The sequence below is a fragment of the Salinispora fenicalii genome, assembly GCF_000514815.1.
GTDB lineage: Bacteria > Actinomycetota > Actinomycetes > Mycobacteriales > Micromonosporaceae > Micromonospora > Micromonospora fenicalii.
On sequence record NZ_KI911474.1, the window covers coordinates 196,656 to 209,072 of the forward strand.

The window sequence follows — 12,417 nt, forward strand, 5'->3', positions numbered from 1 at the left end:
CTCCGGCTACGCGCGTCGCCGCACTGCGGTCACCGTCGGAGGGTGAACTCGACGTAGGCTCCCCGCATGCGTATCGGAGCCCACGTCGATTCGTCCGACCCACTGGCGGAGGCGACCGCAAGAGCCGCCGACACCGTGCAGTTCTTCCTCTCCGACCCGCAGGGCTGGAAGGCACCGAAGCCGCGGGCGGACGCCGACCGGCTACGCAGCGCCGAGGTGGACCTCTACGTGCACGCGCCGTACGTGATCAACCTGGCCACGTTGAACAACCGCATCCGGATCCCCAGCCGTAAACTCCTGCTCGCGCACGCCCGCGCCGCCGCCGCCATCGGGGCCCGCGGCCTGATCGTGCACGGAGGCCACGTCAACGCGGGCGACGACCTCGCCACCGGGTTCGACAACTGGCGCAAGGCCTTCGCGTACGCGGCGGAATCCGGCGGCTTCGGCGTGCCGGTGCTGATCGAGAACACCGCTGGCGGGGCTAACGCCTGCGCGCGCCGGCTGGACGCGCTCGCCCGGCTCTGGGACACGATCGGCGACCATGAGGTGGGCTTCTGCCTGGACACCTGCCACGCCTACGCGGGCGGTGAGGAATTGCTCGGGCTGGCCGACCGGATCAAGGCGATCACCGGCCGGATCGACCTGATCCACGCCAACAACTCCAAGGGCGCCTTCAACTCGGGCCAGGACCGACACGACAACCTGACCGGCGGCGCGATCGACCCGGAGCAGCTGGTGGCGGTGATCCGTGCGGCCGGCGCCCCGGTGGTGGTCGAGACACCCGGCGGGACGGACGGCCAGGCAGCCGACGTCGCCTTCCTCCGGGAGCAGCTCGGCGTGCCGGCTCCGACCTCATGACCACCGGACGTGCCGACGGCGCACCGCCACCGAATCCCGCGGCGGCCAGCACCGCCGGTGACCAAAAGCCCAAGACCAGCACGGACAAGCTCGAAACCGACTCAGGTGACGCCGAGTCACCCAAGGCCGACTCCACGGCCGCCAGCACCGAGAGCACCGCCGACACCGCCGCCAAGAACACCGCCGCGGGCAACGCCAGCACCGCCACCAAGAACACCGCCGCGGATACCGCTGTTGGCGACAGCGCCGCCGAGCGCACCAGCGACTCCGCTGCTGACGGCACCGCTTCTGCCGCTGACGGCACCGCCGAGAAGGACAAAGAGGGCGGGAAGGAGAAGGAGGGCGAGAGCGAGAAGGAGAAGCGGGACCCGTTCGCCTCCTTCGGCCCTGCTCCGACGCCGGTGCCGACCCGCGTTGGCCGGGCGAGGCGCGCCGTCGGCCGGTTGCTGGTGCACGAGTGGACACTCGCGGCGCTCGGCTCGCTGGCCTTGGCCGTCGCGATGACCTGGCCGACACTGCGCTACCCGCGCCACACCCTGCCTCAGGACTACTGGGATCCAAGCCTGCAGGCGTGGCAGATGGCCTGGTCCGGGCACGCGCTGTTGACCGACCCGGGCCGACTATTGCACTCCAATGCGTTCTTCCCGGAACGGTGGAGCTTCGCCTTCTCCGACACGCTGCTGGGGTACGCCCCAGCGGGGATGATCGGGACCGGCCCCGAAGCGGCCCTGCTCCGATACAACATCATGTTTGTGCTGGCCCACGCCCTCGCCACATTCGGGGCGTACGTGTTGGCCCGGCAGTTGGGGTCGGGCCGGATCGGCGCCGCGGTCGCCGGAGTGACCTACACGTACGCGCCCTGGCTGCTGGCCCAGGCCGGGCACCTGCACGTCGTCTCCAACGGTGGTATCCCGCTGGCGCTGGCCATGCTCGCCCGGGGGCACGGCTGGTCGCTGCGGCACGGCTACCGACCGGAGAAGCGACGGATCGGTTGGGTCTACGCCGGGTGGCTGGTCGCCGCCTGGCAGCTGAGCCTCGGCTTCGGCATCGGGCTGCCGTTCGCGTACGTCCTCGCCGGGATCGGGCTGGTCGCCACGGTGACCTGGTTTCTGCGGCGCTGGGTTGTCCGCCCGGTGCGACGCCCCTTCGGTCGACGGCTGTTCACCGCCGACGTGGTCGGCGGGCTGATCTTCGCCGCGGTCGGCGGCCTCCTCGCGCTTCCCTACTTCACCGTCGCCGAGCTGCATCCGCAGGCGGAGCGAACCGCGGCCGACCTCGCCTGGTTCTCCCCACCCGCGACGGGTTTCCTCACCGCGCCGGCCGAGTCGCGGATCTGGGGTGACCTACACGAGGGGGCTCGGGCGACGCTGTCGTGGCACCCGGAGATGACGCTGCTACCCGGGTACGGGCTCTACGCGCTCGCCCTGGGCGGCCTCTTCTTCTCGGTGTGGCGAGTGCGGCACCGGCTCCTGCTGCTGGCGGGGGTCGTGGTCAGCATGGTGCTGGCGATGGGCACCGAATTCTTCGACGGGCAGTACACCTTCGTGCCGCTCTTCGAGCACCTACCCGGGTGGAACGGCCTGCGTACACCGGGCCGGCTGATGCTCTGGGCGACGCTGCTGCTCGGGCTGCTCGCGGCCGGCGCGGTGAGCGCCTTCGCCGGCCGGGTCCGGAAGATCTCCGCCGCTCGGATCCCTTCCTGGCCGAGCCCGTGGCTGCGGTTGGCCACGCTGCTTCCGCTGCTCTTGGTGACCGTCGAGGGGCTGAATCGCACCCCGCACCCGGTAGTCCCGGTGCAGCCCGCGGCGATGCGCACGGTGGACGGCCCGCTGCTGGTGCTGCCGAGCGACCAGAGTCATGACCAGCCGGTCATGCTCTGGTCGACGACCCACTTCCAGGACATCGTCAACGGTGGGAGTGGCTTCACCCCGGCCCTGCTCGCGGAGGTGCGTCAGGTGACAATCGCGTTCCCCGACCAGGCCAGCATCGACTACCTGCGCACCCTGGGCGTTCGCAACGTACTGATCCCTCGGGATCAGGTGGCCGGTACGCCGTGGGAGTTCAGCATCGACGAGCCGGTTGACCTGCTCGGCATCACCCGGGAGGAGATCGGCAACGTAGTCGTCTACCGCCTGTAACCAGCTCCCGCGCCGATCAGGTCGCCGCCGGCACGGACGTTCGCTGTCTGGACACCCAGGGGGCGTCCGGTGCGCCGTCGATGACCCCGCCATCCGGGTCGTCGGGGTAGCTGGCCCGTACCGCGTCCTGCTCCGGCTGGAGGACTTCCCGGATAACGAGCGCGCAGAGCACGACGACGGTGGTCAGCCGGAACGTCGCGGCCAGCACGAAAACGCCTTCGGGAAAGACCGGCGTGCCGGTGGCGGTGCCCAGCAGTTCGCCGTAGAAGGCCAGGAAGTAGCCGACCTCGGCGAGCTGCCAGGCCAGGAAGGCACCCCACTTGGGGCGGGCAAGCACGGCGAGGGGCAGCAGCCAGAGCACGAACTGCTGCGACCAGACCTTGCTGAAGATCAGGAAGGCGGCGACCACGAGGAAGGCGAGCTGGGCGAGGCGCGGCCGGCGTGGGGCCCGCAGGGCCAGCACGGCGATGCCGATGCAGGCCAGGAAGAACAGCGCGTACGCCAGGTTGTTCAGCACCGGAATGTTGTTGCTCAGCCACTCGAACGGGCCGGTGCCGGGTTCGCCGAACTTGCCGTCGAGGTAGCGGCCGATGTACCAGAGGGTGCCCCAGTCGATCGGCCGCTCCGTGTTGAGCTCCAGGAAACGTCCCCAGTTGGTGGGGAAAGCCAGCGCGGTGGGGAGGTTCACCACGACCAGCGCCACCGCGCCCGTACCGATCGCGGTGAGCGCGGCCCGCAGTCGGCTACTCCGAATGGCCAGCAGCAGGATCGGCCAGAAGAGGAAGAGCGGCCAGAGCTTCGCCGCCCCGCCCAGGCCGAGCAGGAGGCCGGCCAGCACGGGTTTGCGGCGTGCCCAGGCGAACAGGCCGAAGGCAGCCAATCCGATGGCGAGAAAGTCCCAGTTGACGGTGGCGGTGAGCAGCAGCGCGGGGGAGAGCGCGAAGAGCGCCGCGTCCCAGGGTCGTCGGCGCCGCAGCGCCAGGATCACCGCGACGGTGGCCACCGCCAGCGCCCCGAGCACCAGCACGTTCAGGTTGTAGAACCACATGGCCTGGTTCAGGCCGGGGTCCGCGCTGCCGAGCGCGTGCACCGGCAGGCCGAGGGCACCCATGAAGTAGCCGGTGAGCACCGGATACTCCACCGGGTGATCCCGGTAGGGAACCTTGCCCTCGTTGAGCCCCTCGGCGTAGTAGAGGGCGAGCACGTCGGTGTAGCAGAAGCGGGTGTACTGGACGTTGTTCGTCCAGGCGCCGTCCTGGCAGGGCGACTTCTGCACCCAGTGCAGGGCCATCGTCAGGCAGACCAGGGCCAGGACGATCCGCACCGCGGTCCAGAACCGACGCTCCCCGCCGGCCGGGCGGTCCAGCGCGGTGGCGTGGTCGCCCAACGGGCCCCCGATCAGGCCGGAGACGCCACGGACGAAGCCGTCGGAGCGGGACGGGTGGTCCGGTGCGGCGGCGTCGTCCATACCACCCGTCGTCTGCGTCTTCATGACGTGCATCCTGCACTAGATCCGTGTTGCCGTCGTGTACCTGGATGGCGTGGAGACAGTTGGCCCTTACCGCACGGCGGTCTGGGTGTCGCCGACACCGCGCTGCCGCGCCTTCCACCCCGCTGGGTGGAAGGCGCGGCAGCGGGTTAGGCGTTCGCCAGCCCGGCTAGCCCCGTCCGGGTCGTTCGGTGCCTCCGTTCGGCGGTGGCGGGAACCCGATATCCCCACCGTTGCCACCGCCGTTGCCGCCTCCGTTGTTGCCGTTGTTGTTACCGCCGTTGTTGCCGTTGTTGTTGTTACCGCCGTTGTTGTTGCCGCCGTTGTCGTCGTCGTTGTCGTCGTCGTCGCAGAACAGGCCGAACAATCCGCAGTCCGGCTCCTCTGGTTCCGGCGGCTCGCCGTTACCGGCCGTGTCGTCCCCGACACCGGTGATCTGTGGCAGGTCAGACTTGGGCGCGCCGTCCAGCGCCTCGTCCATGAATCGCTTCCACAGATCCGCCGGGAGATCGCTGCCGCCGATGTTGCCGTTGTTCTTGTTAAGGATCGCGGGTTCGTCGGGATCGGCGCTGCCGACCCAGAACGCGGTCGCCAGGTTGTCGTCGTAGCCGACCATCCAGGCATTCGAGTTATTTCTGGTGTCCTGCAACTCCCAGGTGCCGGTCTTCCCGGCCGCCGGCCGCCCCCCGGAGAGGGCGGCGCCGCTTGCCCTCGGGATCTGCCTGAGCACCGCGGTCACCTCATCGGTGACCTCCTTGCGGATCCGTTGCTGCCCGTCCAGCTTCTCGCCGGTCCCGCCGACAACCTTCCACTCACCAGTCTTATCGTCTTTCTGCTCGACCTTGAGCACGAAGTGCGCCTGGTGGAAGACGCCGTCGTTCGCCAGCGTCGCGAGGCCGTTGGCGTGGTCGAGGACGGTGATCGGGTACTGGCCATAGCCCACCACCCGGTCGAAGTGCCGCGGCGCCAGGTCCTCCGGCTTCTCCGCCAACAGGTTGTACGGCTTGACTGGGTTATCGGTCCACATGGTGGTGATACCCGCCTGCCGGGCCATGCCGATTACCTTGTCCGGGCCAATCTGCTCCGCCACGTGGAAGAACGGAACGTTGTACGACTTGACCGTCGACTCGTCCAGGGTGCAGGACTTGCCACACGTCGCATTTCGGCCCGCGTTGTAGACGCGGTTCTCGTAGCCCTCCGGGGTGAAGGGCGTGGCGTCCCACAGAGAGTTGACGGAGATGCCGGCGTCGATGGCGGCCGCCAGGGTGTAGACCTTGAAGGAAGAGGCGGGCGGGTGGCCACCGCTGAGCACGCCCCCCACGGTGTTCTTGCCGGCCCAGTCGAGGTCGCCGCCGCTCTCTCCACCGTAGTAGGCGAGCACGCGACCGGTTTTGGGGTCGATAGCGACCCCGGCGGCCATCAGGTTCTCCGGCTGGCCGTCAAGGACCGAGCCCTTCGTCCCCGCCCGCGCCGCCTTCTCCATCGCGGTCTGCATCTTGTTGTCGATGGTGGTAGTAATCTTGTAACCACCCGTACGCAGCGCGTCAACGCAGGAGGGCTGCTTACCCTCAGCCCCCGTGTTGGTGCAGAGCCCCCACTGCTCCATCTCCGCCCGCACATAGTTGATGACGTTGCCGCGGGGGGTCGCCACACCGAAGCCGTTGCCCCCCTCGGCCGGCGGCTTCACCTCCGGATACTCGGTCGGCCGCTCCGCCGCGTCGAGCCAGCCCTCAGCCACCATCCCGTCAAGGACGTAGTCCCAGCGCGCCTTCGCGTCCTCCGGGCTGGTCGCCGGGTCGTACCCGTTGTGCGTGGCGGTCTTCTCCGGTTGCTTGATCATCCCGGCCAGTACGGCGCCCTCACCGACGGTCAACTTGCTGGCGGGCTTACCGAAGAAGGTCTGCGCCGCGGCCTCGACCCCGTAGGCGCCACGGCCGAAGTAGATAACGTTGAGGTAGTTCTCCATGATCTCGTCCTTGCTGAACTCGTCGTTCAGCTTGGAGGCGAAGATCGCCTCGCGCACCTTTCGGGCGTAGGTGTCGTCCTCAAGGCTCTCGTAGGCGTTGCGCGCGTACTGCTGGGTGATCGTTGACGCGCCCTGCCGGTCGCCGTCGGTGAAGTTGTTCCAGGCGGCCCGGGCGATGCCCTTGTAGTCGACGCCCGAGTGCCGGTAGAAGTTCCGGTCCTCGGCCGCCGCGACCGCGTCGCGCACGTGCTGTGGCATCTGGCTGTTGGTGATCAGCGTCCGGTTCTCGTTACCAAGCTTCGCGACTAGGCCCTTGCCGTCACTCGTGTAGACCGTCGTTGACTGCGGAAGTGGGATCTGGTCGGGCAGGACGACGTTGGTGGAGAAGTAGGTGAACCCGACGACACCCAGGCCGGCGAGCATGATGAAGACCGCGAACGAGGCGATCAACAGGTTCGCCCGCTTCCGCTTCTTCGCCCGCGCGGCGGCGTTCGGGTCACGGCCACCATTGCGGGATCGGCCCGATCCACCGGGGCCGCCCGGGCCACCCGGGCCACCGGAGGCCGACGCGACGCTGGCCCGCGCCACCGAGGCCCGACCCCCGGCCGCTGCGCCGGCTCGGGCCCGCCCCGTGGACGCCGAGCCAACGGAGGCCGAGCCAACGGACGCCGAACCAACCGAGGCGGAACCAACGGACGCCGAACCAACCGAGGCCGAGCCGCTCGCAGCGCCGACGCTTGCGCGTCCGGCGGAGCCGCCCGGCGCCGGGGATACTGGCACGGAGGCGCGACCAGGACCAGCGGGCGCCGGCACGGAAGCGCGACCAGGGCCACCGGAGGCCGGCACCGAGGCGCGACCGGCCCGACCGACCGAGGCCGCACCGGCGGCGCCCTGGGCGGGGACGGACGCCGAGCCACCAACCGAGGCCCGGCCGCTGGAAGCGCTGCCCCGGGGTGTCACCGAGGCGCGGCCCGCTGTTCCCTCCGGTGCGGCCGACTGACCGCGCACCGCACCATCCGGGGCACCGTACGCGTCGTCGGCCCGCCCGGGGACGCCGTGCTGGCCCGGTATCTGGGCCCGCCCGCGCGAGGAGTTGGGGTCGCCGTACGAGTTCATTCTTCACACCCTGCCGGTCGCGGTGGAGCGCTGCCGCGCCACCACCGGTTTGCCGTGAGTTGCGGCACCAGGTGATACGACGCGGCCACGTCGCACAAAGATGCCTATTTCCCAACTAAGGGGGCTATTCGGACAATCAAGCCGGCGATCGATCGAGGTGACGGCCCGCTGGGCCGAAGCGAACGATCGTGCTGACGTCACCGTTGCGCCTCTCGCCTCCGTTGCTCGCCCGGGCCGTCCGTGGTGGGCGCCCCGCCCACTGCGACCTGCTCTGGCCCGTTCTCCGCCAGCCCGTCCCGTCCGAGTAGATACTGCTCGATGAGATGGTTCCAGTCGCAGCCGAGGCACACTTCTACCACGAAGACCTGAAACTCACGCAGTGTCATCGCCAGCACGGGCAACTCCACCAGCCTCCGGGCCTGACCGGCGGACTGCCGAAGTTCGTCGCCGTAAATGTAGTGCACGCGCGTCAGGTTCTCACTCCGACAGATCGGGCACCGCTCGTCGGTCGACTCGCCGTGAAACCGGGCAGCGTTCTTCAGGTATGGCGAGGCATCGCAGAGGTCATCCGGGCCGACCCGGTTGGCCCGGAGGTCCCGCAGCGCCGCTCGCTTCCGGAGCGAGTAGTCGACCACCTGGCGCTGCGTACGCATGAGCACGAGCGTACGCGGTGTCGCCCCACCCGGCGACCGGGGTAACTACCTGTATTCGAAACACGGCGGTGCGGGGTTTGCCCCACCTGCGGCGATCCGCTAGCGTGACGATGTATCGGTCCGATACATCGTCGTGGTTAGGCTCGGGTGAGCAGGGTAAGGAGGATGGCAGTGCTCGAATTCGCCATCCTCGGTCTCCTGCAGGAGGCTCCGATGCACGGTTACGAGCTGCGTAAGGAGCTGACCGCGAAACTCGGCGCCATCCGGGCGGCCATCAGCTACGGAACCCTCTACCCAACCCTGCGCCGCCTACAGGCGGCAGGGTGGATCACCGAGGCCAACGAGACACCCACCGCCTCGGACGTTCCCGCGCTGACCAGCCGACGAGGCCGCGTGGTCTACGAGATCACCGCGGAGGGCAAGGAACGGTTCGCCCAACTCATCGCCCAAGCCGGGCCCGAGACGTATGACGACACCGGCTTCGGCGTGCACTTCGCGTTCTTCGCCCGAACCGACCAGGCAACCCGACTTCGCATCCTGGAGGGTCGCCGCCGCAAGATCGAGGAGCGCCGCGAAGGGCTCCGCGACGTGCTTGGTCGCGCCGCCGAGCGGCTCGACGCGTACACCATGGAACTGCAGCGCCACGGCCTGGAGGCCTGTGAGCGTGAGGTCCGCTGGCTGGAGGAGCTCATCGCCAACGAGCGCTCCGGCCGTGCCCCGACAGCCCCAACCACCGGGGCAGCCGGCGGTCGACCAGAAGACAACAGCCCGCCTCCGCCTGGAGAGTCCAGGAAAGAGCGGCCGTGATGAAGGAGAAGGAGGCAGACGCTATGGGCTCCGTCCGCGTCGCCATCGTCGGTGTGGGGAACTGCGCCTCGTCCCTCGTACAGGGCGTGGAGTACTACCGGAACGCCGACCCGAACGACCGCGTTCCGGGTCTCATGCACGTCACCTTCGGCGACTACCACGTCTCGGATGTGGAGTTCGTCGCGGCGTTCGATGTGGACGCCAAGAAGGTGGGCATGGACCTCGCGGAGGCGATCGTCGCCAGCGAGAACAACACCATCAAACTGTGCGACGTGCCCCCGACCGGGGTGACCGTGCAGCGCGGTCCGACGTTCGACGGTCTCGGCCAGTACTACCGCGAGATCATCGAGGAGTCCGACACCCAGCCGGTGGACGTGGCCGAGGCGCTGCGCGCGGCCAAGGTCGACGTGGTCGTGGCCTACCTGCCGGTGGGCTCCGAGGAGGCCGACAAGTTCTACGCGCAGGCCGCGATCGACGCCGGCTGCGCCTTCGTCAACGCCCTCCCGGTCTTCATCGCCTCCGACCCGGTCTGGGCGAAGAAGTTCGAGGACGCGGGCCTGCCGATCGTCGGCGACGACATCAAGAGCCAGGTCGGCGCCACCATCGTGCACCGCGCGCTCGCGAAGCTGTTCGAGGACCGTGGCGTCGAGCTGCTGCGCACGTACCAGCTCAACTTCGGCGGCAACATGGACTTCATGAACATGCTGGAGCGCAACCGCCTGGTCTCCAAGAAGATCTCGAAGACCCAGTCGGTGACCTCCCAGGTGCCGCACGAGATGGCCAAGAGCGACGTGCACATCGGCCCGTCGGACCACGTGCCATGGCTGGACGACCGCAAGTGGGCCTACATCCGCCTGGAGGGCCGCTCCTTCGGCGACACCCCGCTCAACGCGGAGCTGAAGCTTGAGGTGTGGGACTCGCCGAACTCCGCCGGCGTCATCATCGACGCGGTCCGGGCCGCGAAGATCGCCATGGACCGGAAGATCGGCGGCCCGATCCTGTCGGCGTCGTCGTACTTCATGAAGTCCCCGCCGGTGCAGTACGCCGACTCCGACGCGCACGCCGCCGTCGAGGAGTTCATCGCCGGCGAGATCACGCGCTGACGATCTGACGATACGAGGGGGTGGGTCCGGTGGCCCACCCCCTCGTCGTTCACCAGCCCGACAGCGCGGAGTCCCACCGGCGCCGGGCAGCACACCGCCCCCGCTCGTGGCAGCATGACGCCGGTGCGCCTACGACCGCTGCTTCTCGGCACAGCGGCCGTACTGGCGGCCGCCCACGTCCTCGGCGTCCTGGTTGGGAATCCCCCGCTGCGCCACGCGGAGGTCCTGGCCCTGCTGGCGCTCGGGGGCTACGCACTCCTCGGTGAGCTGCCGAAGCCCCGCTGGGTCGTACCGGCCGCACTCCTCGTGCTCGTCGTGGAGGCGTACCGCAGCGTTCCGGCCGCCATCAGCCCTGACAGTTACCTGCAGCGGCTGCTCCCCGCGCCCGAAGGCCCCTCTCCGTCGCCGGTCATGCTCACCGACGGTCTCGCCCTGACCTGGGCGCCCCTGGTCCGCACTGACGCCCACCCGCGCAGCGCACCTTCCAGAGATAGCCGTTGGCCGGCACCCGAACCGGGTGCCGGCCAACAACGTGTTCCCCTTTGCGGGTCAGATATGTGGTGCTGCGGGGGTCAGCGGGTCCAGTGCTCGGCGACCAGTTCGGCGGCCTGGGTCTCCCACTGGGCGTAGTGGAACGGGTACGCCGACACCTGCACCGTCTGCGCGGCCTCGGTCAACGGCATCTCCTGCCAGCCCTCGACCTGCTTCAAACCCTCCAGGAAGGCGGTGGTGGAGTAGGCGGGGTCGGTGATCTGCTCCACCGTGCCCCAACCGGACGACGGACGCTGCTGGAACAGGCCCTGCGAGTCGTGGTCGTTACGCGCACCCAGGTGTCCCAGGTTCTCCAGCTTCGACTCCTGCAGGCTGGTAGCGATCGCGACCACGGCGGCCCGCTCGTCCATGTCGGCGTTCTTCGTGGCCTCGATGATGGCCTTCACATTGCCGGTCTGCTCGTCGCCCAGGTCGATGCGGGACTGCTCACCCTGGGTGCCGTGCGGGATCAGCGTGTCCATGTCCGGCTTCTCCACCGGCACCGCAGCCGCCGAGGCGGTCGCATCCGCCGACGTGGTGGGGGTGGGGGTGGTAGCGGCGGTGGTGGTGTCGAAGGCTTGGGGGCTGGCCATCACACCAGCACCGAAGGCCAGACCAGCGATACCAAGTGCACTACGACGCAGAATCGTGTTCATGAGAGTTGCTCCATTCGGGGGTCGACACCCACAGGCACCCGAAGGGGGTCGGGAGCGGGGTGCAAGCACCGTCCGGCGCTCAACGAACTAAGGGAAAGGTCGGCGACCGCGGGTCTCGCGGGACACGCACGGCGCCGGGTCCAGATGTAACGACCGGCCGGCCACCATCATTCCCGGCGGCCGATCCCGCGGGTGGCGGGGCACTTCCTCGGTCGTACGCATGGTGTAACGCCCCGGCACCCGCCGAGATTCCGCCACCACCGTGCCCCCGACCACACGCCAAACAGGCATTGACCGGACATACGCCGCCCGAGTTCAGAGGGCAGCGACCGCAACGCGCGACCTTCCGGCACGCCCCTCGGCCGGCCGCCGTTTGACGGGGATTTTCTCCGACTCGGCCAGCGATGGGCGTTTCCGAAACCTGTCCTGGAGATTGGGAGTTAATAGTGCAATTGTTCGGCTAACTGCGGATTGTCCGCTCGGAGGTATGAATGAGGCCGGGAATTCGTCGGTGGGGAGTCCGGGACGCCGACGCGCGCCGGGTGGGACGCGTGGTCGCCGGATGGCTCTTCCTCGCGCTGGCGGTGACCGTGACGCAGGCGACCGGCGGATGGCCCGCCCTTGCCCGGCAGCAGCCAGCCGCGTCCAGCGCGATGTCGGAGACCGTCCTCGCCTGGGGAGGAAACGGCCGGGGCGCGCTCGGCAACGGCACCACCACCGACAGCCCCGTCCCCGTGGAAGCGGAGTTACCTGCCAACACCACGATCACCGCCATGGCCGCCGGCAACGGCCACAGCGTCGCGTTGACCTCCGATGGTGCCGTCCTCGCCTGGGGCCGAAACGCCTCCGGCCAACTGGGCGACGGCACCACCAACAACAGCAGCACCCCCGTGGTGGTCAACCTCCCCCCGAACACCACGATCACCGCCATCGCCGCCGGCCATAGCCACAGCCTGGCGGTTACCTCCACCGGCACCGTCCTCGCCTGGGGCTACAACTACTACGGCCAACTGGGCAATGGCACCAACAACAGCAGCAACACCCCAGTGAACGTCAACCTGCCGACCGGCACCACCATCACCACCATCGCCGCCGGCGCC

10 protein-coding genes and 1 pseudogene are annotated in these 12,417 nt (G+C 69.0%); 7 read left to right on the forward strand and 4 right to left on the reverse strand.

Annotation, left to right across the window (positions count from 1 at the left end):
* Nucleotides 1-66: 66 nt before the first annotated feature.
* Together B116_RS0124125 and B116_RS0124130 are read left to right on the forward strand one after the other, a co-directional pair.
* A complete protein-coding gene (locus B116_RS0124125; protein WP_018722596.1) occupies nucleotides 67-858 on the forward strand; it encodes a deoxyribonuclease IV in 792 nt (263 codons plus the stop codon).
* Nucleotides 855-2,996 carry a hypothetical protein gene (locus B116_RS0124130; RefSeq protein ID WP_027661582.1) on the forward strand — a complete coding sequence of 714 codons (2,142 nt, stop codon included), beginning with the start codon at nucleotides 855-857 and terminating at the stop codon, nucleotides 2,994-2,996. Before B116_RS0124125 ends, B116_RS0124130 begins: the two co-directional genes overlap by 4 nt.
* Nucleotides 2,997-3,012: 16 nt before the next feature.
* Here B116_RS0124130 and B116_RS0124135 read toward each other — a convergent pair whose 3' ends face one another.
* Nucleotides 3,013-4,488: a glycosyltransferase family 87 protein gene (locus B116_RS0124135; RefSeq protein WP_027661583.1), complete on the reverse strand. Its 1,476-nt coding sequence runs from the start codon at nucleotides 4,486-4,488 to the stop codon at nucleotides 3,013-3,015.
* Between the two features lie 166 nt (nucleotides 4,489-4,654).
* Entirely contained in the window at nucleotides 4,655-6,901 is a 2,247-nt protein-coding gene (locus tag B116_RS25840) for a transglycosylase domain-containing protein (protein WP_033667834.1), read from the reverse strand.
* On the opposite strand from B116_RS25840, the gene B116_RS29075 reads away from it, so the two are divergent.
* Nucleotides 6,873-7,451, forward strand: a complete 579-nt coding sequence (locus B116_RS29075; protein WP_397540862.1) for a hypothetical protein — start codon at nucleotides 6,873-6,875, stop codon at nucleotides 7,449-7,451. The two genes, B116_RS25840 and B116_RS29075, sit on opposite strands and share 29 nt — an antisense overlap.
* A gap of 313 nt (nucleotides 7,452-7,764) precedes the next feature.
* Here B116_RS29075 and B116_RS0124145 read toward each other — a convergent pair whose 3' ends face one another.
* A complete protein-coding gene (locus tag B116_RS0124145) occupies nucleotides 7,765-8,220 on the reverse strand; it encodes a DUF5318 domain-containing protein (protein ID WP_026321775.1) in 456 nt (151 codons plus the stop codon).
* 171 nt (nucleotides 8,221-8,391) lie between these two features.
* Between B116_RS0124145 and B116_RS0124150 the strand changes: the two genes are divergently transcribed.
* From B116_RS0124150 to B116_RS28875, 3 genes and pseudogenes are all read left to right on the forward strand, one after another.
* Nucleotides 8,392-9,027, forward strand: coding sequence for a PadR family transcriptional regulator (locus tag B116_RS0124150; RefSeq protein WP_026321774.1), 636 nt, complete (start codon nucleotides 8,392-8,394; stop codon nucleotides 9,025-9,027).
* Between the two features lie 23 nt (nucleotides 9,028-9,050).
* The gene (locus B116_RS0124155; RefSeq protein ID WP_026321773.1) at nucleotides 9,051-10,130 is read left to right on the forward strand and encodes an inositol-3-phosphate synthase; all 1,080 of its coding nucleotides are present in this window, start codon (nucleotides 9,051-9,053) and stop codon (nucleotides 10,128-10,130) included.
* 114 nt (nucleotides 10,131-10,244) lie between these two features.
* A pseudogene (locus B116_RS28875) lies at nucleotides 10,245-10,580 on the forward strand (hypothetical protein); the annotation flags it as partial.
* A 122-nt stretch (nucleotides 10,581-10,702) separates the two neighbouring features.
* Here B116_RS28875 and B116_RS0124165 read toward each other — a convergent pair.
* Entirely contained in the window at nucleotides 10,703-11,317 is a 615-nt protein-coding gene (locus B116_RS0124165; RefSeq protein WP_027661586.1) for a hypothetical protein, read from the reverse strand.
* A gap of 491 nt (nucleotides 11,318-11,808) precedes the next feature.
* Between B116_RS0124165 and B116_RS28550 the strand changes: the two genes are divergently transcribed.
* Nucleotides 11,809-12,417: RCC1 domain-containing protein (locus B116_RS28550; protein ID WP_033667836.1), on the forward strand; the 609-nt coding region annotated here is incomplete at its 3' end.

Bases quoted from the DNA above. Each gene is read 5' to 3' on its own strand.
- B116_RS0124125 (WP_018722596.1), top strand. From the start codon at position 67: ATGCGTATCGGAGCCCACGTCGATTCGTCCGACCCACTGGCGGAGGCG.
- B116_RS0124130 (WP_027661582.1), top strand. From the start codon at position 855: ATGACCACCGGACGTGCCGACGGCGCACCGCCACCGAATCCCGCGGCG.
- B116_RS0124135 (WP_027661583.1), bottom strand. From the start codon at position 4,488: ATGAAGACGCAGACGACGGGTGGTATGGACGACGCCGCCGCACCGGAC.
- B116_RS29075 (WP_397540862.1), top strand. From the start codon at position 6,873: ATGATGAAGACCGCGAACGAGGCGATCAACAGGTTCGCCCGCTTCCGC.
- B116_RS0124145 (WP_026321775.1), bottom strand. From the start codon at position 8,220: ATGCGTACGCAGCGCCAGGTGGTCGACTACTCGCTCCGGAAGCGAGCG.
- B116_RS0124155 (WP_026321773.1), top strand. From the start codon at position 9,051: ATGGGCTCCGTCCGCGTCGCCATCGTCGGTGTGGGGAACTGCGCCTCG.
- B116_RS0124165 (WP_027661586.1), bottom strand. From the start codon at position 11,317: ATGAACACGATTCTGCGTCGTAGTGCACTTGGTATCGCTGGTCTGGCC.